The organism is Stappia sp. ABD4_338 (genome assembly GCF_056312175.1).
Map to the genome: position 1 here is coordinate 3,093,106 of NZ_CM149982.1, position 24,126 is coordinate 3,117,231.

Consider the following 24,126-nt stretch of genomic DNA (forward strand, 5'->3'; position numbering starts at 1 on the left):
GCATTTGCATGGGCCCCTGGCCGCACCGTGCCGGATCGCCCCGCGAACCTTACGAAAAGTTCACGGGCTTTCGCCGCCCCACCGCCTATATCTGGTCTCAAGGTGATGCGTCGCATGCGCGCCGCGCGCGAACGCGCGTCACCTGCCCGGCGGGCCGCGCGCCCGTGTCCGACTTTCGCCCGGAGCCAGCTTCCGCCAGCCCGAAGGGCACCGCCAAACGGAGAGTATTCTTGCCCCGACCGACCCTTCCCGCCCATGCCATGCGCCGCTCCCGGCCCGGCATTCGCGCAACGATCCTTGCGGCACTGCCCCTGGCCGCGGCGCTCGTTCTCGCACCGCCGGCGATTGCCGAGACCGCATCCGCAAGCGATACCGCCGCCTTTTCCGACATCCGCATCGGCGGAGAAGTGAGCCGCTTCACCCTCGACAACGGGCTCCAGGTTCTGGTGATCGAGGATCATCGCGCGCCGGTCGTGACGCACATGATCTGGTACAGGGTCGGCGCCGCCGACGAGGAAGCAGGCACCTCCGGTATCGCCCATTTCCTCGAGCACCTGATGTTCAAGGGCACGAAGAAGCACCCCGACGGCGCCTTTTCCGCCCGGGTCGCGGAGATCGGCGGCCAGGAGAACGCCTTCACCTCCAGCGACTACACGGCGTATTTCCAGCGCGTCGCGCGCGAGCACCTCGCCGAGATGATGGAGTTCGAGGCCGACCGGATGGAGAACCTCGTGCTGACGGACGAGGTCGTCCTTCCCGAGCGTGACGTGATCCTCGAGGAGCGCCGGATGCGGATCGACGGCGATCCCTCCTCGCAGCTTGGCGAAACGCTGTCGGCCATGCTCTTCGTCAACCATCCCTACGCAACGCCGGTGATCGGCTGGCAGGACGAGATGGAGAAGCTCGACCGCGAGGACGCCATCGCCTTCTACGATCGCTACTACACGCCCAACAACGCAATCCTGGTCGTTGCCGGTGACGTGACGCCGGACGAGGTGCGCAAGCTCGCCGAGGAGACCTATGGCAAGGTCGCCCGCCGGGCCGAGCCGGGGCCGCGCGTGCGCCCCGAAACCCAGCACCTTCGCGGCGCGCTCGAGGTGAGCCTGTCCGACGAACGGGTCAAGCAGCCGAGCCTGCGCCAGGCCTGGGTCGTGCCGAGCTACACCTCCGCCGCACGGGAAGATGCGGAGAAGGGGCCGCGCGTCGCCGCATCGCTCGACGTCCTGTCGGAGATCCTGGGTGGCGGCAGCACCAGCCGGCTTTATCGTGAGCTGGTGATCGACAGGCAGGTCGCGACCTCCGCCGGCGGCTGGTACCAGGGCAACGCGCTCGATGCCTCCCAGTTCATGCTCTATGCGGTTCCCGCCGACGGCGTCGCCATGGAGGACGTCGGCAAGGCGACCCTCGAGGTCGTGGCGGACATCGCCCGCGACGGTGTCAGCGACGAGGAGCTGGAGCGTGCCCGCCGCTCCCTGCTGGCCGGAGCCCTCTACGCCCAGGACAACCAGGCGAGCCTCGCGCGCATCTTCGGCGTCGCGCTCACGACCGGCGCCACGGTGGAATCCGTGCAGGCCTGGCCGGCGCTGGTCGCCTCCATCACCGCCGACGACGTGCGCGAAGCAGCGGCAAGCTATCTCGCGGACGCTCCCGTCACCGCCTATCTGCGCCCGCAGGAAGGCACGAGCGACGATCCGGCCGATGCGGCTGGCGCTCCCGCCGTTCAGCCGATGTCCGATACGGTGACCCGGTGACCGTCCCGGCTCCCATTCCGGCCGCTCGGCAGGCCCTTTCGATGATCCATAATCCGGAGACCCTGTTCATGGGACCCACCGACGCCCCCGCCCGTGCCGCCAACCGCACCGCGGGCCGTTTCCGGCGCGCCTTCGCCGCCGCGCTCACCCTGTCGCTGATGCTTCTCGTTGTCGCCGCGCCGCGCCCGGCCGAGGCCATGGAGATCCAGACCATCACCACGCCCGGCGGACTCACCGCCTGGCTTGTCGAGGATGACTCCGTGCCGATCGTGGCCGTGAACTTCGCCTTCGAGGGGGGGGACAGCCAGAACCCGGACGGTAAGGAGGGGCTTGCCAACCTTCTGTCCGCGACCCTTGACGAAGGCGCGGGCGATCTCGATTCCCAGGCCTTCCAGGCCCGGCTTCAGGACCTGTCGGTGCGCCTGAGCTTCAACTCGGGCCGCGACAATTTCTACGGTTCGCTGCGCACGCTGTCTCCGACCACGGACGAGGCCTTCGAGATGCTGCGGCTGGCGATCAACGAGCCGCGTTTCGACTCCGAGGCGGTGGAACGCATGAAGCGGCAGATCGTGGCCGGGCTGCGCAACGAGGAGACCGACCCGAACGCCATCGGCGGGCGCCGCTTTGCGGAACTCGCCTTCCCCGATCATCCCTACGGCAAGCCGCGCGACGGCACGATCGAGACGGTGACGGGCCTGACGTCGGAGGATCTCGCGGGCCTGCGCCAGCGTCTCTTTGCACGTGACGGGCTCAAGATCGCCGTCGTCGGCGCGATCGATGCCGACAAGCTGGCAACGGAGCTCGACAAGGTGTTCGCCGGACTGCCTGAGACGGGTGACCTCACCCCGGTCGCCGACATCACCCCGCGGACGGACATCACCGAGACCGTGTCGCTCGACGTGCCCCAGACCTCGATCCGCCTCGGCCTTCCCGGACTGAAGCGCGACGACCCGGACTTCATTCCCGCCTTCGTCATGAACCACATCCTGGGCGGCGGCAGCTTCTCTTCCTGGCTCTACGAGGAAGTGCGCGAGAAGCGCGGGCTCGCCTATTCGGTCGGGTCCTATCTCATCGACTACGCCCATTCGGGAATGCTGGCCGTGGCGACCGCGACCCGCGCCGACCGGGCAGGCGAGACGCTTTCGATCATCGACGAACAGGTGGCCCGCATGGCCAAGGACGGGCCGAGCGCCGAGGAACTGGCCAAGGCCAAGGCCTATCTGACCGGATCCTACGCACTGCGTTTCGACACGTCGGACAAGATCGCCGGCCAACTTCTCGGCCTGCAGGTGCAGGGCATCGGCAAGGAGTACATCGAGGAGCGCAACGACCTGATCGAGGCGGTGACGCTGGAGGACATCGCCCGGGTGCGCAAGCGCCTGCTGGACGGCGCGGCCCCACTGGTGGTGACGGTCGGCCCGCAGGCACCGGCGGTGGCGCAGTAAGCGGCGACGCAAGCCTCCGCTTCAAACAACACGAAGGGCCGGAAGCGATCCGCTTCCGGCCCTTTTCATTTCGGCTTGCTTTCCCGTTTCGCGTCTTTCGCTTCGCGACGCTACTCGGCGGCGCGGCGCGTCGGCCCCCTTGCAGGGGCGCCCGTGCGCCCGCCTGCCGACTGGAGCACCTCCGGGCGCACCGGGCGCGGGGGAGAGAACAGGTAACCCTGGGCGATGCGCACGTCGAGGTCGAGCAGTTCCAGCACCTGCGCCTCGGTTTCCACGTGATCGACGATCAGCTCCATGGCGTAGCGGCGCAGAAGATCGCCCAGGTCGGCGGGGTGGATGTGGCTCGCGTGCATCCGCTCGCTGCCCAGAAGACGCGCGGCGCGCAGCTTGAGGAATCGGAACCCGCGTTCCGACAGGGCCTTGAAGTCCATGCGCAGGTCATCGACCCGATCGATGGAAAAGCGGTATCCGAGCTCGAACAGGGCGGCCAGGCTCTCGTGCTCCAGCGCGCCCATCTCGGCCACATCGGCCTGGGAGAACTCGAAGGTCATCATCCCCGAGAACCCTTCGTTGGCCCGCAGGAAATCGAGGAAGCCCGGGAAGAAGCGCTCGTCGGCCAGCGTCTGGACCGAAAGGTTCACGAAGAGGCCGGACTTGCGATTGCGGCTCGACAGGCGGCGCAGCACCTGGATCGAGCGCAGAAGCATCAGGTTGTCGATGGCCGGCATCAGATGGGCGCGCATCGCCTCGTCGATGAAGTCGACCGGCTCGAGGACGCCATCGTTGCGGTCGCGAATGCGGGTGAGCGCCTCGTATTCACGCACCTGGCGCTGAGGCAGGGTCACGAGCGGCTGCAGGTAGAGGTCGACACGGCTCGCGTCGAGCGCCTCCTGAATGAGGGCGCGCATCTCCGGGTCGGACGACTGGCTGCGGCTGGCGGCGGCCCGTCCCGGACGCACGGCAGCCTCCTCGTTGCCGGCTCCGCTCCCGCCAAAGGACGTCTCGCCGCCCCGGTGGAAGGCGGCATCCTGCGGCGAGACGGGGCGAACGGGCGGCGCCTCCGGCTCACGGGCCGGGGCATGGTTCACGGGAATGCGGTCCCGCTCGTCGTGAAACCGCTCCCGCTCGTCGTACATTGGCGCGCGCGGTTCGCGGAAACCCGAGGCGGGCGCGGGAGCAGGCTCCGCCGACGCGCGATGCTGCGGCTGGTGCGAAACGGGCTGACGTGGGGCGTCGGGCTGGGCGTAGCCGAGCGCGCGCGGCGTTTCCTCGTAGCGCGCATAGCGCTCGGGCGGCGGAGGCGGTTCGAGCTGGCGGCTGTCCTGCTCGTCGATGCGCTCTTCCATGCCGGCCATGGCCTCGGCCATCTGCTTGATGAGGCTGCCAAGCACCTCGACCTCGGCAAAGAGCGGATCGATCTCCTCACGGGTGCGGCGGGGCAGATTGCCCTCCATGCCGGTCAGACGGCCTTCCAGGTTGCCGATGTCCTCGTCGACCTCGAGCACACGCTCCTCGAGTTCGGCGACCTTGCGGGTCACCTCGGACCGCTCGCGCTGGCGGGTGAAGACGAGATGGGACACCACCATGGCACACATCAGCGCCAGGCCGAGCGAGATCGCCTCGCCCGGAGGACGGGCGAACTGGAACAGCATGATCGCCGTCACCGAAGCGGCAATCACCCCCATGCAGAGGAAAATGAAGATGCTGGTCGCCCGTGCCATACCCATCCGGCCATACTCAAGGGACTTGCCGAAGCCGAATCCACCCTACCGCGAATAGCCCATGAATAGAACGATTCTCGAGATTCGCCAGCATTCCGGCACTGTCTGCCCATTCCGGCGGCGGCACGATGTCGCGGCAACGGCCATCCTCGGCGCTTGACCTTCCTCTTGCTGGAAGGTGCATGTGGAGAAAGACAGGATGCTGCGGCGTCCCGCCTCCCCAATTCAGGAGATGTTGCCATGGACCAGACCACCACCACGGACGAAGCCGGCAGGATGACCCTCATGATCGAGGGCATGGACTGCCAGGGTTGCGTACGCTCGGTAGAGAACGCGATCCGCAAGCAGGATCCGAAGGCGGAGGTCTCCATCGACCTCGCCACGGGCCGGGCGGACGTTGGAACCACGCTCGCGCGCGACGGGGTCGTCTCCGCCATCGAGGGCGCGGGGTTCGACGTCACCGGGTGACCCTTGCCACCCGCCCCGGCCGTCGCCAGCCCCAGGCGGACGGCCGGGGACCTTTCCTCCAGGGCGTTAACACCTGCCCTTGGGTGAGGTGTGCGCCACCGTCAGCGTCCTCCGATTTTTTCTCCCTCGCCAACGACCGGCACGCGGCCTCCCACGGCCATCACGACCGACGGTCGCTTCAAACAACCATTTGTCCTTGAACGACTTTTCCGCCCCTCCGGCAGAACGGGCGGCCGATTCCACCTGCCATGTGACGCGTTGATGCGGCGCGAGCGGCAAGGCACCCCGACTTGGCAACACTTTGTTTACCATGTCGGCAGAAGATTCCGGTCGGCAAATCAATCCGATGCCGCCTGATGCGGCACAAGAGCAAGGGGGACGCCACTGCATGGAATCCATGCCTGGCGATCAGGGGCAGATCAGGCTCGCCGTTCTCGACGGCGAGGGTGAAACACGCCGTCTGGCGGGGTCGGTCGCGGATGCGATGGACCATGCCTGCGCGGCACCGCTGACCTATCACAGTTTCGAACCGTTCTATGCCGCCAGCACCCAGGTGCAGCCGGACGTGATGATCGTGGATCTGGAGACGCTCGGCCAGGACGGCTTCCTTTCGCGCCTCGCCGCCGCGCAGCCGCAAGCCATGCTGATGGCCGTGAGCGCGCGGGAATCGCTCACGCGAAGCCTGGCGGCGATGGAAGCCGGCGCCCACGACGTGATCTCCTTCCCCGCCAACCCCAGGGCCGTGGCCGAGAAGATCGACCGCTTCCTGATCCAGAACACGCGTTCCCTGCGCGACACGGCAGCTCCTCGCCACCTGCGAGAGGGACGAGGCCGGCTCCCGACCGGCGAAAGAAGCGGAACCGAAAACACCCACGCGCTTCCCGAGGCGACAGCTCCCTTCAGGTTCGAGCGCTTCGTCGGCGGCTCCCAGCGGATGCGGGAGGTCTACGACCAGATCCGCCGCATCGCGCCGTCAAACGCGCCCGTCTTCGTCACCGGCGAATCCGGCAGCGGCAAGGACCTTTGCGCCGCCGCCATTCACGCCCGTTCGCCACGCAAGAATGCTCCCTTCATCGCCATCAACTGTGCTGCGATTCCCGGCGAACTGATGGAGAGCGAGATTTTCGGCCACGTGCGCGGGGCCTTCGCCGGCGCCGCGGACGCGCGCACCGGGGCGGCGGAACTTGCCGACGGGGGCACGCTGTTCCTCGACGAGATCGGCGAGATGGATCTCGCCCTGCAGTCCAAGCTTCTGCGGTTCGTGCAGACCGGCCTTGTGCAGCGCATCGGCGACACCCGCACGCGGTCGGTGGATGTCCGCATCGTCTGCGCGACGAACCGCGATCCCCATGTGGAGATCGCCGGCGGCCGGTTCCGCGAGGATCTCTTCTACCGGCTGCATGTGCTGCCGATCCGGATGCCGGCGCTGCGTGACCGGCGGGAGGACATCCTGCCCCTGGCGACGAGCTTCCTTGCCCGCTTCGCCGAGGAAGAGGGACGCGCCTTCTCCGAGATCGCTCCATGTGCCGGCGAACGGCTGCTCACCCACGGGTGGCCCGGCAACGTTCGCCAGCTCGAGAATGCCATCCGCCAGGCCGTTGTGATGCACGAGGGCACCCGGCTTCTTGCCGACATGCTGCCCTCCTTCCTGACCGGCCAGGGACTTTCCACCCGGCTCGAGCCGATGCGCGAACGCGGCCCGCGCCGCGCCGTCGAGATCGAACCGCTGTGGGCGCAGGAAAAGCGGATCATCGAAAGCGCGCTCGATGCCTTCGACGGCAACATCGCCAAGGCGGCGGCGGCGCTGGAGATCAGCCCGTCCACCATCTACCGCAAACGCCAGTCCTGGAGCGGACGTGGCGAGGGGAGCGCGGACTTTACCGGTTTTGCCGGATAATCTTGTGGCGGTTTCCCGTCGGGGCTATACGGTGCGCTGCGAAATCGCGCGGCCGCGCCCCGGCGCGGTCCGACCATCTGCGGGGGCAGACATGACGAGACCAGCACGCACCACCGGCCTGCGGTTCACGGGCCGTGCAACCGCCGCCCTGGCGGGCGCAAGCCTTGTGTTCCTGACCGCCCAGACGGCTCTGCGTGCCGAGACGACAACGGCCCTCCCCGCTCCGCTCGCCGATGCCTGGTCGGCGCTCGACACGGCCTGGGATGCCGCCCCGCTCGCCTTCGCCACGGCGACATTCGTCAAGGGCAAGGTGGAAGGCTTCGGCCGCTACACGCCCCGCGAGGATGCCCGCTTCGCTCCCGGAGAAACCATGGTGGTCTATGCCGAGCCGGTCGGCTTCGGCTACGACAGGGTCGAGGACGGCTACAAGGTCGACCTCGTGGCCGACTTCGAGATCCTCAACGCCTCCGGGCAGGTTCTCGCCAGCCAGACGGGTTTCGCGGATCTCGGCATGACGGCCCGCAGCCGCGTGCACGAGTTCCACACGACGCTCAGCTTCGCCTTCGAGGGGCTGCGCGCCGGGGAGTATACGCTCGCCATCGCCCTGCATGACCGGGCCGGCGACAAGAGCGCAACGCTCTCCCTTCCCTTCTCCGTCACGCAATCGACGGCGGACTGACCCGCACGCTCCACAGCGCATTTCGCAGGCCGCATGTCTCGACCGATGCACACAGCTTGCGGGCGAAACGCTTGGACGCTACCATGAACATATCAGGAACATAAATTGCCGTTTCGCGCGATTGCGCGCGGCCACGAAAGGACATTGCGTGAGCGAGACCGCCGATACCTCCGTCAACCCGAGCGACGAGACGCTGCCCCGGGGGCTGCTGCGCGGCGAGGACGGACGGGTCCGCTGCGCCTGGCACGGCAACAGACCGGACTACCTCGCATATCACGATGCCGAGTGGGGCCGCCCGGTGGACAGCGACCGGCGCCTGTTCGAAAAGATCTGCCTGGAAGGCTTCCAGTCGGGCCTTTCGTGGCTGACCATCCTGCGCAAGCGGGAGAACTTCCGTGCCGCCTTCGCGGGATTCGATTTCGATGTGGTCGCCGGCTTCGGCGAGGCCGACGTGGAACGGCTGCTCGCCGACGCGGGCATCGTGCGCCATCGCGGCAAGATCGTCTCGACGATCAACAACGCGAAACGCGCCCGAGAGCTCGTCGCGGAGTTCGGATCGCTCGCGGCCTATTTCTGGTCCTTTGAGCCCGGACCGCAGGAACGGCCCGAACGCTGCGACCATGCAAGCCTCTCCGTGCTTGCCCAGACGCCCGTCTCGAAGATGATTTCCAAGGACCTCAAGCGACGCGGCTGGTCCTTTGTCGGTCCGACCACGGTCTATGCCTTCATGCAGGCCATGGGACTGGTCAACGACCACCTGGAAGGCTGCTGCGTGCGCGAGGAGGTGGAAGCCGCGCGCGACGCGTTCAAGCGCCCCGGCCGCGGTGTCTCCCCTGCGTAAAACGCCCGTTGAAGGAGTTGCATAGTCGGCGAGCCTTCGTTTACCGTCCAGGGGTCCGCGTCGCCGGGATCAGGCGTGCGGGTGCGATGCATCGCGACAAAACGCGAGCGTCGCGGGAGGAGGCCGGCCATCCGCAAAGGTGAGCCGGAAGACACGATTGACCGACGGTTGCCCGTGGAGGACGGGCGAGTCCGGTGCCAGCGGGCACCGACGCCGGCGGTGGGTCGTGATCGTGGTCCCCGCAATCCGGGGAGCCGCATGATTGCGTCCTTGTGCGTGGGGTCCAAATTCCGCGCGAAGGGCGTGCCAGGGAGGAACAGGAATGAAGCTCTTTCGCCTTGCCGCCGGCGTTGCCGCCGGTCTCGCGCTCACCGTGTCGGCGGCCATGGCCGAGACCACGACGCTGCGCATCACCCTTCAGTTGCCGCTGAAAAGCCATCTCGGCGAGAATCTCTCGGTCTTCAAGTCGAAGGTCGAGGAGATCTCCAAGGGCGACATCGCCGTCGAGATCTACGATTCCGCCCAGCTCTACAAGGACAACGAGGTTCCCGAGGCCGTCGGTTCGGGCTCCATCGAGATGGGCGTCGCCTCGCTGACGCGCTATGTGGGCGATGTTCCGGCGGTGGACCTGTTCTACCTGCCCTTCCTGCTCAACAGCGAGGACCTCGTGCGCAAGGCCGTGGCGCCGGGCAGCCCGGTGCGCGCGCCGCTTGACGAGGCAATCGCGGAGACCGGCGCCAAGGTGCTGTGGTGGCAGGCCTACGGCGGCTCCGTGCTGCTGTCGAACGGCGGACCGATCCGCACGCCCGCCGACCTGGAAGGCAAGAAGGTGCGCGTCTTCGGCAAGACGCTCGGCGAATGGATCAAGGCGGCCGGCGGCGCGCCGACGCTGATCTCCGGCTCCGAACAGTATATCGCCTATCAGCGCGGCACCGTCGACGTGGGCATGACCGGTGTATCCGGCGTCAAGAGTCGGCGCCTGTGGGAGGTGATGGACACCATCACCGTCACCAACAACGCCGACATCGAGTTCATCGTCGTGGTCAACGAGGACTTCTGGAACGGCCTTCCCGAGCAGCACCGCGACTGGATCACCGAGGCCGCACTCTTTGCCGAGAAGGACGTGCGCGACCGCATGACGGCCATCGAGACGGAGGCCTATGACGCGGCGCGCTCCAACGGCATGACCGTCTACGAACTCTCCGATGCGGAAGTGGAGGCATGGCTCGCGGCCGCGCAGCCGGTCTACGACCAGTATCTGGCCGATTCCGGCGCGCTCGGCGAGAAGGTGCTTGCCGCCGCCCGCGCGCTCAGGAACTGACGAGTTCACACGAGCCGGGCCGGGTGCCCCTGCATCCGGCCCGGCCGCTTCGCGACGGATCCCGCCATGTTCAACGTCATCGACCGGCTGTCCCGGTACCTGGGGACGCTGGCCGGATGGGCCTATTTCGTGATCGCGCTCATGCTCGGTTACGAGGTGCTCATGCGCTACGCGTTCACCGCTCCGACAATATGGGCGGAAGAGCTGTCCAGGCTCCTGCTCGTCTGGGCGACCTTCGGGGGTGCCGCGATCCTGGTGCATCGCCGACAGCACATCACCATCACGCTGGTGACCGACATGCTGGGGCCGCGCGCGCGGCGATGGCAGGAGGTCTTCGCGCTGCTGTTCGTCGCGGCCCTTGCCGCCTTGGTGGTGAAGGACGGCAGCGGGATCGCCTATGATTCCTTTTCGCGCGGCCGCACGACCGGCTCCATGCTGGACATGCCGGCGTGGTGGGCCCAGGCATCGCTGCCCGCCTGTTTCCTGCTGCTGTGCCTGCAATCCCTCGTCGAGGCCGCCCGCGTCGCGCTGGCGCCGGCGGGCACCACGCCGCCGCCCTCCCGTCCGGAGCACTGATCCCGCATGGTGACGATCCTCATTCTCGCCGCCCTGTTCGCACTGCTGCTTTCGGGGATACCGGTTGCCTTCGCGCTCGCCGGGCTCGGCTTCGGTCTGCTTGCGATCGGCGGCTTCTCGCCACTGATGGTGCCGCAGGGCCTGCTTTCGGCCGCCGACAGCTTCGTGCTGATCGCCGTGCCGCTGTTCCTGCTCATGTCGAACGTGCTGCTCAAGGGCGGCGTCGGGCGCGACCTCTTCGCCGCCGTTCAGGCCTGGGTCGGTCACTGGCCCGGCGGCCTCGGCATCGCGACAATCCTCTCCTGCGGTATCTTCGCCGCGATCTCGGGATCCTCGGTCGCGACGGCCGCGACGATCGGAACCGTCGCGATTCCGGAGATGACGAGCCGCGGCTATCCCCGCCGCTTCGTGCTCGGCCTGCTCGCCGCCGGCGGCACGCTCGGCATCCTTATCCCCCCGTCGATCCCGATGATCGTCTATGGCGCGATCACCGAGGAATCGATCATCGCGCTGTTTCTCGCCGGCATCGGGCCGGGCCTGCTGCTGATGGCGCTGTTCATCGGCTGGTCGGTGCTCTACGCGAGCCTTGCCTCGGACTATCAGCCGAGCCCGCGCGCGAGCTGGGCGGAGCGGCGCGCCACCGCGCTGCGCGCCCTGCCGACGATCCTGCTGGCGGGAACCGTCATCGCGGGGATATATGCCGGCGCGGTGACGCCGACGGAAGCCTCCGCCGTGGGCTTTCTCGGCGCCCTCTTCATCGTCACCGTGGTGCTGCGAACCCTGGACTGGCCGAAGTTCCGCGACGCGGTCGTGGAGTCCATGACCACGACCGTCGCGATCCTGCTGATCGTGGCCGGCGCCAAGGTGTTCGGCAAGGCGATCACGCTCTACCGCATCCCGCAGGACATCTCCATGTTCCTGTCACAGCACATTGAAACGGCGGGACTTTTCATTCTCGTTGTCGGGCTGGTCCTGCTGGTGATGGGCCTGTTCCTGGAAGCCCTTTCGATGATGCTCATCATGGTTCCGGTGCTGTCCGGCGCACTGATGGGGCTTGGCATCGACCCGATCTGGTTCGGCGTCTTCTTCGTCATCATGGTGGAATGCGCGCTCATCACGCCGCCGGTGGGGCTCAACCTCTATGTGATACAGGCGGTGGGGAAAGCCTCCATGGGCGAGGTGTCGGCAGGCGTGTGGCCGTTCCTGCTCATCATGCTGCTGTCGGTGCTGCTGATCTTCTTCTGGACCGACCTTGTCCTCTATATTCCCTTCCACCTGTGACGGGCCCCTTGCGCCCGCACCGACCCCCGAGACGAGAGCGACGATGACCTCACCAGCCGCCCGCCTGCGCGCCCATCTCGAGGCAACGCCCTTCACGCCCATGCCCTGCTGCTTCGACGGACTGTCGGCCCGCATGATCGGAGAAGCGGGCTTTCCCGTCACGTTCATGTCCGGTTTCGCCGTTTCGGCGACCCGCATCGGCGAGCCGGACACCGGCCTCATCTCCTATGGAGAGATGGTCGACACGGCCCGCAACGTGGCGGCGGCCACCTCCGCACTGGTCATCGGCGACGGCGACACCGGCTACGGAAACGCGCTCAACGTGAAACGCACGGTGAAGGGATATGCCCGGGCCGGACTTGCCTGCGTGATGATCGAGGACCAGGTGGCGCCCAAGCGCTGCGGCCACACCAAGGGCAAGCTGGTGGTGGACAGGGTGGAGGCCGTCAACCGCATCAAGGCGGCCGTCGACGCGCGCGAGGAAGGCGACGACATTCTCATCCTGGCGCGCACCGACGCCCGACATGGTCACGGACTGGACGAGGCGCTGGAACGCGCGCGCCTGTTCGCGCAGGCCGGGGCCGACATTCTCTTCGTGGAAGCGCCTCAAAGCATTGAGGAAATGGAGACGATCTGCCGCGAGGTTCCGGGCTGGCACATGGCCAATCTGGTGGAGGGAGGCGCGACGCCGCTGCTGCCTCACGCCGAGCTCGAGCGTATCGGGTTCCGGCTTGGCGCCTACCCGCTGACGCTGCTTTCGGCGATGACCAGGGCCATGCGCGACGCACTGGCCGTGATCCGGGCCGGCCAGCATCCCGACGACCTGCTCCTCGACTTCGCCGAGTTGCGCCGGCACGTCGGCTTCGATGCCTACTACGAAGAGGAATCGCGCTACGCCGACCGGCGCGATTGAGGGGCGAACAGCGCAAGTCGCGGCAATCTAGAAAAGAAAACTTGCAAGAATTGAGTCGAAATTGCGCGAGATTGCCCGTCTCGCGCGGTGGCGACGGCGACCGGCGCCTGCACCGCCTCCGCATGTGATCCACCCGGTTGTCCCCGGCGTAGACGTTTCAGGCGACGCGGTTTGTCAAACCCGGCGCCCCGCCAACGGGGCCCACCCGATCCGGCCCCGCATCGGAGACCGCTTCTTCCCCCGGAAGCGGTCTCCATTTCGTTTTGCCGCCCGTCAGGCCTTGCCGAGATCGGGCATGCGGGAGACCCAGTCGGTCGCCTGCTCGTAGGCGCTTGCGGTGCGCAGGACGCCGAGATCGTCACGCGGACGGCCAATGAGCTGCAGCCCCGTCGGCAGGCCTCCCTCGCCGAACCCGGCGGGCACCGAGACCGAAGGCAACCCGAGCAGGCTCGCCGGAACCACGCATTCCATCCAGCGGTGATAAGTGTCCATGGACCGGCCCGCGATCTCCTTCGGCCAGTCGAGCGTGACGTAGAAGGGGAAAAGCTGGGCGACGGGCGCGGCCAGGAGGTCGAAGTTCGAGAACAGCCGCTGCGCCGCCCGGTACCAGGCGCTCCGGGTCTGGCTGGCCGCCTCGATCTCGGAAAGCGACAGCGCGCGGCCGCGCTCCACCTCCCACACGGCGGCGGGCTTGAGCGAGTCACGCGTTTCCGGCGCATCGAGAATCGCGCCGAGCTTGGCGGCCATGCGCCAGCTCCGCAGGTCGGTCCAGCTTTTCCAGATGCGCTCCGCATCGAAGCCGAGCGAGGCCACCTCGACCTCGGCCCCGAGATCGGACAGGACGGAGAGCGCCTGCCGGTTCAGGTCGAGAATGCCGTCTTCCATCGCCATATGGCCGCCGAAGTCTCCGAGCCAGCCGATGCGCAGCCCCTTGAGGTCGGCGGGAGGCGGCGCTTCCGCAAGCGCGGCGAACTCCGAGCCGTCACCTGGAAGGGACTGCGGCGCGCGCGGATCGTAGCCCGCCTGAAGCGACAGCAGCAGCGCCATGTCGGCGACCGTGCGCGCCATGGGGCCTTCGGTGGCCATGCTGTCCATGAAGCACTCCGGCCCGGGACCGGACGGCACCCGACCATAGCTCGGACGAAAGCCGTAGACGTTGCAGAAGCCGGCCGGGTTGCGCAGCGAGCCCATCATGTCGGATCCGTCCGCGAGCGGAAGCATTCGCGCGGCCAGGGCCACGGCGGAGCCGCCGCTGGAGCCGCCGGCCGAGCGGGAGCGGTTGTAGGGGTTGCGCGTCGCGCCGAAGACCGGGTTGTAGGTATGCGATCCCAGGCCGAACTCCGGCGTGTTGGTCTTGCCGATGAAGATCGCGCCCGCCTCGCGAAGGCGCGCGACGGCGATGCCGTCCTCGGCGGGCACCTGCCTTGCGAAGACCGGCGAGCCCATCGTGGTGGGAATGCCGGCCGTCATCGCCAGATCCTTCACCGCATGCGGAAAGCCATGCAGCACCCCGCGCGAGCGTCCCTTGGCCAGATCGGCGTCGGCGGCCTCCGCCTCGCCGAGCAGCTCCTGCGTGTCGCGCAGCGAGATCACCGCGTTGACGGAAGGATTGACCGCCTCGATGCGGGCCAGCGTGGCCTCCATCAGCTCGCGGGCGGAAATCTCGCGGGAATGAATGGCGCGGGACAGGGCCAGGGCCGACTGTTCGTGCAAGGGGCCCTCAAGCGAGGCGTGGGAAGACCGGGTCATGACACCTACTCGTGCAAGCTGCGGGGCCGGCTCGTGGAACCTGCGGGATGGAACGGGCGCGCGGCGGCGACCGAATAAGGGAAGGATGCCAAGTGTTTCATGCGGTTGTCTGATTGCCAAGAGAAAGCGTCATCTGTGGGAGCCGCCCGTTTCACGCGTCGCTGCATCTGTGCAAGTCCACTTCCCGCCTGTACGCTCGGCACGAACACGGATCACGATGGAGAAGATCGAGTGAGCGAGCACGTCGACAACGAGACCCCGGAAGGCGAACTGACGCTGCGCACCATGGCCATGCCGGGCGACACGAATGCCTCGGGCGACATCTTCGGCGGCTGGGTTCTTTCCCAGATGGATCTCGCCGGCGGCATCGCCTGCGGAGAACGCTCCGGCGGGCGGGTGGTGACCATCTCGGTCGACCGCATGACCTTCATCCGGCCGGTGCGGGTCGGCGACGTACTGTGCGTCTACTGCAAGCTGCTCGGGGTGGGCCGCACGTCCATGAAGGTGTGGATCGAGGCCTGGGCCCGTCGCCAGCGGGTCGGCGGCCGGGTCAAGGTGACGGAGGCGACCTTCACCTTCGTGGCCGTCGATGACGAGGGCCGGCCTGTGCCGGTTCCGCCGGAACAGCCCGCGCTGCCCGAATGATCCGCATATCGTCGATAACCGATCATCTTGAGACCAGCCCTGCAGCGACGGTGATGCGGCTCAGCCAGCCCGGCTTCGGCGCAGGCGACGACGTACCCTGCGCGCAAGGTCCGGGTGGCGCGCGGCAATATCCAGATACAGCGTCTCGTCGACGAGGCGCCGGCACCCGCCCTGCCACAGCAGAACGAGCTGTTCGAGGCGGGTCTGGCGTTCATTCTCGTCAAGAAGCGCGCGACCGGCCGCCCCGCGCGTCGCGCCCGGCGCGGCAAGACCGGCACCGGCGGCGAGAACCCTCAGTTCGACCAGCGTGATACGATGCGTGCGACCGGCCTCCTGCAGGGGGGCGGCTTCGGCCGGGCTACGGCCGGCAACCGGAGCCCCATGCCCGGGACGGAGGGGGTCGACCGGCAGGCGGGCGGTACGGGACGCGTGCGACATTAAAAAATCCTCCATCGGTTTCCCGAGGAGGACTGGCGCAGGTGCGAGACGGAAATCTTCGACCGCTTGGTTGCCGCTTTCGCGGCCCCATCCCCAAGGTCGGGCCCCTACGGGACCCGGATCAGGGAAACCACCTTGCCCGGTCGGGCAGGTTGGCGAGGGCGCCAGCCCTTCTCTTGATGATGGGATCTCTATGCCACGCACCACGGCCGGACGCAAGGGGAGAGGTCAGGAAACGCGCTCCGGCCCTCCCTGGTCGCCCTCCCCGCCCGGCAGGTCGTCGGGAACGGTTTCCGCGTTTTCGTCCGGCGTCTCCGGTTCCTCGCGAACCTCCTCGATCTCCTCCTCCTCGGCGCGCGGATCCATGGTCAGCGTCTCGGGCGTGGAGAAGCGCACGCCGGACGACATGGCCACGAAATCCTCCTTGTCGGCGGTGGGCATGGCCTTGCGCCTGGAGATGCGCCACAGGGCAAAACCGATGATGCTGGCGTGGGCCAGCGTCGTCACCTGGAACAGGCCGGCGGGGGTGGTCAGGGTCATCATGCCGGCGGCCAGCAGGGGCCCCACCACCGACCCCACGCCGAACAGCAGAAGCAGGCCGCCGCTCGTCTTGAGGAACTCGCCGGCGGGCGCGTGATCGTTGGCATGGGCAACGATCACCGGATACATGGAATAGATCGTGCCGCCGAAGGCACCGATCAGCGCGATCACCACCAGGGGGGCGAAGCCCGCACCGAACCCGAGCGCAATACCGATCGCAGATCCGGCCCCGGCGAGGCCGATCAGCACCACGCGGCGGTCCATGCGGTCTGACAGAAGGCCGACCGGAACCTGGATCAGCGATCCGGCGAGAAGCGCCACCGACATCATGGTGGCGATATCGGTGACGCTGAGGCCGATCTTGCGTCCGTAGACCGCGCCGAGCGTGCCGAACGCACTGTTCGAAATGCCGATCAGCATGACGCCGATCACCGCGACCGGCGACTGGCGCCACAGCGCGCGGACATCGAGGCGCACGCGGGCGAGCGGCACGGGCTGGGCGGCTGTCGAAAGGGCCGTGGGCAGCAACGCCAGCGAATAGATGATCGACCCGATGACGAAGAACAGGTAGCCGGCCGGATCCCCCAGGGTCAGAAGCATCTGACCGATGGTCGTCGCACCGAGGTTGATCATCGTGTAGATGCCGAAGATGCGGCCCCGGTTTTCCGGCGAGGCCCGCTCGCTCAGCCAGCTCTCCACCACCATCGCGCCGCCGGCGAAACAGAAGCCCGACAAGGCGCGCAAGGGCACCCAGAACGCGGGGTGCATGAGAATCAGGTTGAGCAGCACGACGATGCCCGCGAGCGAACACAGCACGCCGAAGGTGCGGATGTGCCCGACCCGCGACACGATCGGCGGAATCAGCAGGCAGCCGGCGATGTAGCCGATCGCCCAGCCCGTTCCCAACAGGCCGAGGCTCGCGTCGCTGAACCCCTCGATGGAGCCCCGCAACGGCAGCAAGAGGCCGTGCAGGCCGCCCGCCATGAGGAGCAGCGCCGATCCGGCAAGCAGGGCGGCGATAGGAAGAATATGCGTCATGACGGGAACGGATACTCGCTCGATGATCCAGGGCTGCACCCGGTCCCCTTCCGGGTCCCGGACAAGGACGACGGTCAGCCTATCAGATCAATCCCGTCCGGCCAGTGCCGACATGCGCCGCGCCAGGACGGGGCGCAGGGTTCAATAATGCGGCGGCCTTGCCACCGGGTGCTGCTCGATGGCCTCGCCCAGATCCTCGATCTCCCCGGCCAGCGCCTCCATGCGGGACGTCAGCCGGTCGATCAGCTTCGCCTGGGCCGTGACCACGGCGTTGAGATCCTCCACCACCCGCGCCTGGTGGGCGAGATGGCTTTCCAGGTCGATGACCCTGTCCTCGAGGGTCTTTGGCGTCTCGGGCGATGTCATGTGGAGCGGTCCCGCTGCGTGATTGGCGTGGCGTCGCGTGGTGCTACCCCAAACGCAGCGGGTTTTGAACCCGTTCCGCGCACCTATTCGCCGGCCTCAGGCCGGGGCGAGTGGGCGGCGTCGATCTCGCGGGCAAGGCGCGCCTCCTCCTCCGCCTTCGGCTTGATGAAGCGTCCGAGCAGGAGATAGGCGACGGGGGTCAGATACAGGGTCGAGAGCGTGGAGAGGCCGAGGCCGCCGACGATGACCCAGCCGAGCGCGATGCGCGCCTCGGCGCCCGCCCCGCTCGCCAGAATGAGCGGAAGACCGCCGACGATGGTGCAGATCATCGTCATCATGACCGGACGCAGGCGGATGTTGGCGGCGTTCTCGGCCGCCTCGCGCACGCTCTCGCCCCGGTCCCGCAACTGGTTGGCGAACTCCACGATCAGGATGCCGTTCTTGGCCATGATGCCCACGAGCATCACGAGCCCGATCTGGCTGTAGACGTTGAGCGTCGTGCCGGTCATCAACATGGCGAAGATCGCGCAGGCAAGGCCAAGCGGCACCGTCGCCATGATGATGAGCGCGCTGATGAAGCTCTCGAACTGCGCCGCCAGCACCAGAAGGATGATGACGAGGGCGAAGCCGAAGGTCCGCACCATGCCGGACGACTGCTCCCCGAGCGTCGCCGTTTCCGCCAGCGGAATGATCCGCGCGCCCGGCGGCAGAAGGGGCTCGGCCAGTTGCTGCGCCACCTCGTAGGCCTCTCCCAGCGCGAAGTCCGGTGCAAGCGCGGAGGTGATGGCGACCGAGCGCAACTGCTGCTCGCGGGCAAGCGACGGCGGCACGGCCTTCTCCGTCAGGCTCGCGATGGTCGAGACCGGCACGAAGCGCCCGTCCCCGGTCCTCAGGAAGATGTTTTCCAGGTCGGTCGGATCGTTGACCGGGTTGGTCGTGGACACGAACTTCACGTCGAAGGCACGGTCGGCGACGAACACCTGGCCGATCTTGCGGCCGTCGAGCATGGCCTGCATGGCCGCGCCCAGCCCGTTGATGTCGATGCCCAGATCCGAGGCCCGCTCGCGGTCGATCGAGATGGAAAGCTGCGGCTGCGTCGCCTCGCTGGACAGGCGCGCCTGCCGGAACCTGGGGTCTTGCTGCAGGGCAGCGACGATCTTGTCGGCCGCCTCGCCCAGGACCGCGTAGTCGGCGCTGCCGGCAACGGCGAACTGGAGACCGGACCCGGCGCCGCGAATGCCCAGGCTGTTGGGCTGGAAGGCGAAGGCCCGCACGCCGGGAACCTCGCGCACGACCCGCGAGATGTCGGCCATGATCGCCTGCTGCGGGCGCTCGCGGTCATCCCAGGGGGCAAGCCGCATCACCATGAAGCCGCTGTTGGACGAGCCGCCCGAACCGACGACCGAGAAGGTGCTGGTGACCTCGCCGGCATCGCGGAACGGCTGCAGCAGCCGTTCGATGCGCTGCATCTGGTCCGAGAGGTAGTCGAGGCTCACGCCCTGCGGCGCGGAAATGCGCATGAAGGCGATGGAGCGGTCTTCCGACGGGGTGAGCTCGGACTTGACGGAGGGAAACAGAACGCCGGCGGTGGCGGCGAAAAGGATCGACACCACCACGACCACCAGCGGCGCGTCGAGACAGGCGCGCAGGCTGCGACGGTAGAGGCCGGACAGGGCGTTTCCGAGCCGGCCGGTCGCGCCGCCGCCGTGGCCATCATGGTCCGCACCGCCCTTGAGGATGCGCGAGGCGAGCATCGGGCACAGCGACAGGGCGACGACCGACGACAGCAGCACCGCGATCGCCAGCACGAAGCCGAACTCGCGGAACAGCCCGCCCGTCTGACCGGGCAGGAACGACAGGGGCACGAAGACCGCCGCCAGCGTCGCCGTGGTGGCGACGACGGCGAAGAACACCTCCTCCGTCGCCAGGACGGCGGCCGCGCGCGGGCCGATGCCCTCGTTGCGGCGGCGCACGATGTTTTCCAGCACCACGATGGCGTCGTCGACCACGAGACCGGTCGCAAGCACCAGTGCAAGCAGCGTGAGAATGTTGATCGAGAAGCCGGCCAGGTAAATCGCCGCCAGCGTTCCGATCAGCGCCACGGGCATGGAGACGCCCGGAATGATGGTGGCGCGCCAGTCCCACAGGAAGATGTAGATGATGAGCAGGACGACGCTCACCGAGATGACGAGCGCGATCTCCACCTCGTGGATGGCGCCGTTGATGAAGGTCGCGTCGTCGCTGGTGACCTCGATCTTCATGCCCTCGGGCAGGGTTTCCTGGATGCGGGCGGCAGCCGCCCGCACGCCCTCGGAAATCTCCAGCGTGTTCGACTGGGCCGAGCGCACGATGCCCAGGCCGATGCCGGATTCACCGTTGGCGCGCAACTGCGACTGGCCGATATCCGGACCCAGCGTCACGGTGGCGAAGTCCCGCAGCCGGACGCGCCGGTCGAAGATGATGTTCTCGAAGGCCTCGGGCGTGTCGAGCGAGGCGATCGCGCGCACGATCAGGTCCTGGTCGCGACTGGTGAGCGACCCGGCCGGCGTGTCGAAGGCCATCGACGACAGGGCGGTGGCGACGTCGCCGACCGTCAGGTTGAGGCTGGCCATTTTGGCCTGGTCGATGTCGATGCGGAAGATCTTCTCCCGGTCGCCGTAGACCTGCACGTCCGCGACGCCCGGAACGGCGGCGAGCTGGTCGGCGATCTCGTCCTCGACAAGCACGGTCATGTCCTCGACCGACATGGTGTCCGAGGTGACCGCGAGACGCACCACGGGCTGCGAGTTGGCGTCCGCCTTGATGATGCGCGAGGGGTCCGCGTCCTCGGGAAGGTCGTTGGTAATCCTCCCCAGCGCGTCACGCATGTCCGAGGCCGCGGTGTCGATGTCGACATCATCGGAGAATTCGACGGTCACGCGGCTGCGGCCGAAGGACGAGGTCGAGGAGATCGACTTGACGCCGGAGACACGCGACACCGCCCCCTCGATGACACCGGTCAGCTCGCGGTCGATGGTCTCGGCCGCCGCACCCGTGTAATCGGTGCTTACCGTGATGACCGGGCGGTCGACGTCGGGCAGCTCGCGGATCTCGACGCCGAAGGCGGCCGCGAGGCCGGCAACCACGATCAGCATGTTCATCACGAACGCCAGCACGGGGCGGCGAACGAAAAGTGCGGTCAGGCCACCATCTGTCTTGCGCTGCATCGTCGTCGGCTCCGCTTCACGATCCGCTGGCGCCGGGGGCGGGCTTGCGCGAGACCGCGCTGCCGCTCTCCTGGCCGATCACGGTGACCTCGCTTCCCTCGCGCACAAGATGCAGCCCCTCGATCACGATGGGCTCACCCACGGAGAGTTGCGCATCGACGAGAACCGCGTTGGCGTTGCGCTGGATGATGGCGACCGGCACCCGGTGCGCGCGTCCCTCCCGCACGGCCCACACATAGGCTCCGTCCGTACCCCATTGGACCGCGAGCGGGCTGACCGCCCGGAACCGGTCGCCGGCGAAGCGCATGTTGACCTGGAAGGACATGCCGGCACGCAGGCGGTCGGCGGTGTTGTCGATACGCGCCTGCACCTGAAGCGTGCGGCTGGCGGAATCGATGCGGTTGTCGACCGCGCTGACCTCGCCGGGGAAGGTTTCGCCCGGACGGGCCACGGAGGACGCGGTCAGCGGCGCACCCACGGTAACGGAGGAGGCGTAGCGTTCCGGCACCCAGAAATCGATCAGGATCTCGGAGCGGTCGTCCACGGTGGCGATCACCGTGGAGGAAGTGACGTAGTTTCCGGCGGTGATCGGCAGGATGCCCACGATGCCGTCGATGGGAGATTCGACCGAGCGCCGCGACAGCGCCAGTTCCGCCTCGCGCAACTCGAGCCTTGCATTGCCGACGGCAAGCTCGGCATCGGTGACCTGCACGAGCGTCGCCGTCCGCGACTTGCGCAAAGCCTGCATGCGCTCCAGGCGCGCTTCCGTGTCCTTGAGCGCAATGGCGGCGCGTTCCGCCGCGATCTGCTCGGCCTCGGAATCGAGCTTGGCGATCACGTCGCCGCGCTTGACCGGCGTGCCGGACCGGGCGAGCAGCTCGACCATGCGGCCACTGGCATAGGGCGTCACCTCGACCGAGCGCACGGCGCGCCCGGTGCCGATGGCCTGGAGGCGGTCGTTGATGGTGACCTCGACGACCGGCGCGGTCACGACACCGCTGCTGGGCGCGCGGCGCGGCGCCTGTGCGCCAGCCGTTTCCTGCGGTGGCGATCCGGCGGTCGCGAACGGCAGCCAGTCAACGCCCCAGCGCGCGAGCTGGTCGCCCGCCCCGGGATAGAAACGGGCCCAGACCGTCGCGGCCACGAGGACCACGACCAGAGTCAGGGCTATCTGCCTCCAGATCGACATCGATACTCCAGTTTGCTGACCGTCCTGCGCACCGTCCGCCCCTCCGGGCCCGGTGGCTCACGCCTTGCAGAAGACGCAGGCCGCGACCGAACTGCAAGGGTTCTTTTGTATCAGAATATGACAAGCGTCCGGCGCTGTCACAGCTTCGCCGCCACCCACGCCGGACGGGGCCGCGCAAAAGAAAAGCCCCGCCGGAGACCCGGCGGGGCTGATCCAGAAATCCGGGCCGGCCGAAACCGGCTCCGGTGTTCCTGCGACAGTTCGCGACAGACTTCTTAGAAGTCCATGCCGCCCATGCCACCCATGCCGCCACCCGGCATGGCCGGAGCGGCGCCTTCCTTCTTCGGAAGCTCCGCGACCATGGCCTCGGTGGTGATGAGCAGGCCGGCGACCGAAGCCGCGTCCTGGAGAGCCGTGCGCACGACCTTGGTCGGATCGATGATGCCGGCCTCGACCATGTTGACGAACTCTTCCGTCTGGGCGTTGAAGCCGAAGACCTCGTCCGCGTTCTCGAGGATCTTGCCGACCACGATCGAGCCCTCGACACCGGCGTTCGAGGCGATCTGGCGGATCGGAGCCTCAAGGGCGCGCAGCACGATCTTGATGCCGGCCATGATGTCCGGGTTGTCCGAGGACAGACCCTCGACGGCCTTCTTGGCACGCAGGAGAGCGGTGCCGCCACCCGGGACGATGCCTTCCTCGACGGCCGCACGGGTCGCGTTGAGGGCGTCGTCGACGCGGTCCTTCTTCTCCTTCACCTCGACCTCGGTCGCACCGCCGACGCGGATCACCGCGACGCCACCGGCGAGCTTGGCCAGACGCTCCTGGAGCTTCTCGCGGTCGTAGTCCGAGGAGGTCTCCTCGATCTGCGCCTTGATCTGCGCGACGCGGCCCTCGATGTCGGCCTTGTCGCCGGCACCGTCGACGATCGTCGTGTTCTCCTTGGTGATCTCGACCTTCTCGGCGGTGCCGAGCATGTCGAGCGTCACGTTCTCGAGCTTGATGCCGAGATCCTCGGAGATCACCGTGCCGCCCGTCAGGATGGCGATGTCCTCAAGCATGGCCTTGCGGCGGTCACCGAAGCCCGGAGCCTTGACGGCGGCGATCTTCAGGCCGCCACGCAGCTTGTTGACCACGAGCGTGGCAAGAGCCTCGCCCTCGACGTCCTCGGCGATGATGAGCAGCGGACGCGACGACTGGACGACGGACTCGAGGATCGGAAGCATCGCCTGCAGGTTGGAGAGCTTCTTCTCGTGGAGAAGGATGTACGGCTTCTCCAGGTCGGCGACCATCTTCTCGGCGTTGGTCACGAAGTACGGCGACAGGTAGCCGCGGTCGAACTGCATGCCCTCGACGACCTCGAGCTCGGTCTCGAGCGACTTGGCCTCCTCGACGGTGATCACACCCTCGTTGCCGACGCGCTGCATGGCCTCGGCAATGTCCTTGCCGATCTGCGTGTCGCCATTCGCGGAGATCGTGCCGACCTGGGCAACCTCGCCCGAGGTGGAGATCTTCTTGGAGCGGGACTCAAGGTCCTTCACGGCAGCGGCGGCAGCCATGTCGACGCCACGCTTCAGGTCCATCGGGTTCATGCCGGCGGCAACGGCCTTGGCACCCTCGCGGACGATCGACTGGGCAAGAACGGTCGCGGTGGTCGTGCCGTCACCGGCGATGTCGTTGGTCTTCGACGCGACCTCGCGCACCATCTGCGCGCCCATGTTCTCGAACTTGTCCTCGAGCTCGATCTCCTTGGCGACGGAGACGCCGTCCTTGGTGATGCGCGGAGCGCCGAAGGACTTCTCGATGACGACGTTGCGGCCCTTCGGACCCAGCGTCACCTTGACCGCGTTGGCCAGGATGTCCACGCCGCGCAGCATCCGGTCGCGAGCGTCGGAGGAAAACTTGACTTCTTTCGCCATTCTTCAGGTCTCCTAAAAGAGTGTCGTGGCCGCCAGGCGGCGGAAAAAGCAGGCCGGAGGGCCGTCATGCCCCCGCAGGGGCCGCGTCTCGATCCGGTCACCGCCCGATGCGGCCGGTCTTTCAAGCGTCAGAAAGGGGTGCG

19 protein-coding genes and 1 riboswitch are annotated in these 24,126 nt (G+C 67.6%); of the genes, 11 read left to right on the top strand and 8 right to left on the bottom strand.

Annotated features, from left to right (window positions below):
* The first annotated feature begins 260 nt into the window (after positions 1 to 260).
* Positions 261 to 1,751, top strand: a complete 1,491-nt coding sequence (locus ACYX4S_RS13945; RefSeq protein ID WP_476362873.1) for a M16 family metallopeptidase — start codon at positions 261 to 263, stop codon at positions 1,749 to 1,751.
* 68 nt (positions 1,752 to 1,819) lie between these two features.
* Complete coding sequence (locus ACYX4S_RS13950; RefSeq protein WP_476360623.1) at positions 1,820 to 3,196, top strand: M16 family metallopeptidase; 1,377 nt, start codon at positions 1,820 to 1,822, stop codon at positions 3,194 to 3,196.
* 110 nt (positions 3,197 to 3,306) lie between these two features.
* Here the strand turns inward: ACYX4S_RS13950 and ACYX4S_RS13955 are convergent, their stop codons facing one another.
* On the bottom strand, positions 3,307 to 4,923 hold the full coding sequence (locus ACYX4S_RS13955) for an EAL domain-containing protein (RefSeq protein ID WP_476360624.1): 1,617 nt from the start codon (positions 4,921 to 4,923) through the stop codon (positions 3,307 to 3,309).
* Between the two features lie 234 nt (positions 4,924 to 5,157).
* On the opposite strand from ACYX4S_RS13955, the gene ACYX4S_RS13960 reads away from it, so the two are divergent.
* From ACYX4S_RS13960 to ACYX4S_RS13995, 8 genes are all read left to right on the top strand, one after another.
* Positions 5,158 to 5,385: a heavy-metal-associated domain-containing protein gene (locus ACYX4S_RS13960; RefSeq protein ID WP_476360625.1), complete on the top strand. Its 228-nt coding sequence runs from the start codon at positions 5,158 to 5,160 to the stop codon at positions 5,383 to 5,385.
* A gap of 388 nt (positions 5,386 to 5,773) precedes the next feature.
* A complete protein-coding gene (locus ACYX4S_RS13965; RefSeq protein ID WP_476360626.1) occupies positions 5,774 to 7,282 on the top strand; it encodes a sigma-54 interaction domain-containing protein in 1,509 nt (502 codons plus the stop codon).
* 91 nt (positions 7,283 to 7,373) lie between these two features.
* The gene (locus ACYX4S_RS13970) at positions 7,374 to 7,961 is read left to right on the top strand and encodes a hypothetical protein (protein ID WP_475010976.1); all 588 of its coding nucleotides are present in this window, start codon (positions 7,374 to 7,376) and stop codon (positions 7,959 to 7,961) included.
* Between the two features lie 148 nt (positions 7,962 to 8,109).
* Positions 8,110 to 8,802: a DNA-3-methyladenine glycosylase I gene (locus tag ACYX4S_RS13975; RefSeq protein ID WP_475010974.1), complete on the top strand. Its 693-nt coding sequence runs from the start codon at positions 8,110 to 8,112 to the stop codon at positions 8,800 to 8,802.
* A gap of 322 nt (positions 8,803 to 9,124) precedes the next feature.
* Positions 9,125 to 10,123 carry a TRAP transporter substrate-binding protein gene (locus ACYX4S_RS13980; protein WP_293721840.1) on the top strand — a complete coding sequence of 333 codons (999 nt, stop codon included), beginning with the start codon at positions 9,125 to 9,127 and terminating at the stop codon, positions 10,121 to 10,123.
* Between the two features lie 66 nt (positions 10,124 to 10,189).
* A complete protein-coding gene (locus ACYX4S_RS13985) occupies positions 10,190 to 10,699 on the top strand; it encodes a TRAP transporter small permease (RefSeq protein WP_476360627.1) in 510 nt (169 codons plus the stop codon).
* 6 nt (positions 10,700 to 10,705) lie between these two features.
* Positions 10,706 to 11,980, top strand: a complete 1,275-nt coding sequence (locus ACYX4S_RS13990; RefSeq protein WP_293721838.1) for a TRAP transporter large permease — start codon at positions 10,706 to 10,708, stop codon at positions 11,978 to 11,980.
* 43 nt (positions 11,981 to 12,023) lie between these two features.
* The gene (locus ACYX4S_RS13995) at positions 12,024 to 12,893 is read left to right on the top strand and encodes an isocitrate lyase/PEP mutase family protein (RefSeq protein WP_293721837.1); all 870 of its coding nucleotides are present in this window, start codon (positions 12,024 to 12,026) and stop codon (positions 12,891 to 12,893) included.
* A 273-nt stretch (positions 12,894 to 13,166) separates the two neighbouring features.
* Here the strand turns inward: ACYX4S_RS13995 and ACYX4S_RS14000 are convergent, their stop codons facing one another.
* Positions 13,167 to 14,642, bottom strand: coding sequence for an amidase (locus ACYX4S_RS14000; protein ID WP_476360628.1), 1,476 nt, complete (start codon positions 14,640 to 14,642; stop codon positions 13,167 to 13,169).
* Between the two features lie 285 nt (positions 14,643 to 14,927).
* Here ACYX4S_RS14000 and ACYX4S_RS14005 point away from each other — a divergent pair, with 285 nt between their 5' ends.
* The gene (locus ACYX4S_RS14005; protein WP_476362874.1) at positions 14,928 to 15,287 is read left to right on the top strand and encodes an acyl-CoA thioesterase; all 360 of its coding nucleotides are present in this window, start codon (positions 14,928 to 14,930) and stop codon (positions 15,285 to 15,287) included.
* 60 nt (positions 15,288 to 15,347) lie between these two features.
* Here the strand turns inward: ACYX4S_RS14005 and ACYX4S_RS14010 are convergent, their stop codons facing one another.
* The 6 genes from ACYX4S_RS14010 to groL form a co-directional block, all read right to left on the bottom strand.
* On the bottom strand, positions 15,348 to 15,725 hold the full coding sequence (locus tag ACYX4S_RS14010) for a hypothetical protein (protein ID WP_476360629.1): 378 nt from the start codon (positions 15,723 to 15,725) through the stop codon (positions 15,348 to 15,350).
* A 56-nt stretch (positions 15,726 to 15,781) separates the two neighbouring features.
* A riboswitch (SAM-I-IV-variant riboswitch) is annotated at positions 15,782 to 15,913 on the bottom strand.
* 40 nt (positions 15,914 to 15,953) lie between these two features.
* On the bottom strand, positions 15,954 to 17,303 hold the full coding sequence (locus tag ACYX4S_RS14015; RefSeq protein WP_476360630.1) for an MFS transporter: 1,350 nt from the start codon (positions 17,301 to 17,303) through the stop codon (positions 15,954 to 15,956).
* Between the two features lie 141 nt (positions 17,304 to 17,444).
* Positions 17,445 to 17,669 (bottom strand): SlyX family protein, encoded by a 225-nt coding sequence (locus tag ACYX4S_RS14020; protein WP_293721829.1) that lies wholly within the window; start codon positions 17,667 to 17,669, stop codon positions 17,445 to 17,447.
* An 83-nt stretch (positions 17,670 to 17,752) separates the two neighbouring features.
* Complete coding sequence (locus tag ACYX4S_RS14025; RefSeq protein ID WP_476360631.1) at positions 17,753 to 20,875, bottom strand: efflux RND transporter permease subunit; 3,123 nt, start codon at positions 20,873 to 20,875, stop codon at positions 17,753 to 17,755.
* Between the two features lie 16 nt (positions 20,876 to 20,891).
* Complete coding sequence (locus ACYX4S_RS14030) at positions 20,892 to 22,064, bottom strand: efflux RND transporter periplasmic adaptor subunit (RefSeq protein WP_422067978.1); 1,173 nt, start codon at positions 22,062 to 22,064, stop codon at positions 20,892 to 20,894.
* 275 nt (positions 22,065 to 22,339) lie between these two features.
* On the bottom strand, positions 22,340 to 23,983 hold the full coding sequence (gene groL, locus ACYX4S_RS14035) for a chaperonin GroEL (RefSeq protein ID WP_293721820.1): 1,644 nt from the start codon (positions 23,981 to 23,983) through the stop codon (positions 22,340 to 22,342).
* Positions 23,984 to 24,126 lie beyond the last annotated feature (143 nt).

What these genes read in the sequence shown, in the direction of transcription:
- ACYX4S_RS13945 (WP_476362873.1), top strand. Translation starts at nt 261, where the DNA reads ATGCGCCGCTCCCGGCCCGGCATTCGCGCAACGATCCTTGCGGCACTG.
- ACYX4S_RS13950 (WP_476360623.1), top strand. Translation starts at nt 1,820, where the DNA reads ATGGGACCCACCGACGCCCCCGCCCGTGCCGCCAACCGCACCGCGGGC.
- ACYX4S_RS13955 (WP_476360624.1), bottom strand. Translation starts at nt 4,923, where the DNA reads ATGGGTATGGCACGGGCGACCAGCATCTTCATTTTCCTCTGCATGGGG.
- ACYX4S_RS13960 (WP_476360625.1), top strand. Translation starts at nt 5,158, where the DNA reads ATGGACCAGACCACCACCACGGACGAAGCCGGCAGGATGACCCTCATG.
- ACYX4S_RS13965 (WP_476360626.1), top strand. Translation starts at nt 5,774, where the DNA reads ATGGAATCCATGCCTGGCGATCAGGGGCAGATCAGGCTCGCCGTTCTC.
- ACYX4S_RS13970 (WP_475010976.1), top strand. Translation starts at nt 7,374, where the DNA reads ATGACGAGACCAGCACGCACCACCGGCCTGCGGTTCACGGGCCGTGCA.
- ACYX4S_RS13980 (WP_293721840.1), top strand. Translation starts at nt 9,125, where the DNA reads ATGAAGCTCTTTCGCCTTGCCGCCGGCGTTGCCGCCGGTCTCGCGCTC.
- ACYX4S_RS13985 (WP_476360627.1), top strand. Translation starts at nt 10,190, where the DNA reads ATGTTCAACGTCATCGACCGGCTGTCCCGGTACCTGGGGACGCTGGCC.
- ACYX4S_RS13990 (WP_293721838.1), top strand. Translation starts at nt 10,706, where the DNA reads ATGGTGACGATCCTCATTCTCGCCGCCCTGTTCGCACTGCTGCTTTCG.
- ACYX4S_RS13995 (WP_293721837.1), top strand. Translation starts at nt 12,024, where the DNA reads ATGACCTCACCAGCCGCCCGCCTGCGCGCCCATCTCGAGGCAACGCCC.
- ACYX4S_RS14000 (WP_476360628.1), bottom strand. Translation starts at nt 14,642, where the DNA reads ATGACCCGGTCTTCCCACGCCTCGCTTGAGGGCCCCTTGCACGAACAG.
- ACYX4S_RS14005 (WP_476362874.1), top strand. Translation starts at nt 14,928, where the DNA reads ATGGCCATGCCGGGCGACACGAATGCCTCGGGCGACATCTTCGGCGGC.
- ACYX4S_RS14010 (WP_476360629.1), bottom strand. Translation starts at nt 15,725, where the DNA reads ATGTCGCACGCGTCCCGTACCGCCCGCCTGCCGGTCGACCCCCTCCGT.
- ACYX4S_RS14015 (WP_476360630.1), bottom strand. Translation starts at nt 17,303, where the DNA reads ATGACGCATATTCTTCCTATCGCCGCCCTGCTTGCCGGATCGGCGCTG.
- ACYX4S_RS14020 (WP_293721829.1), bottom strand. Translation starts at nt 17,669, where the DNA reads ATGACATCGCCCGAGACGCCAAAGACCCTCGAGGACAGGGTCATCGAC.
- ACYX4S_RS14025 (WP_476360631.1), bottom strand. Translation starts at nt 20,875, where the DNA reads ATGCAGCGCAAGACAGATGGTGGCCTGACCGCACTTTTCGTTCGCCGC.
- ACYX4S_RS14030 (WP_422067978.1), bottom strand. Translation starts at nt 22,064, where the DNA reads ATGTCGATCTGGAGGCAGATAGCCCTGACTCTGGTCGTGGTCCTCGTG.
- groL (WP_293721820.1), bottom strand. Translation starts at nt 23,983, where the DNA reads ATGGCGAAAGAAGTCAAGTTTTCCTCCGACGCTCGCGACCGGATGCTG.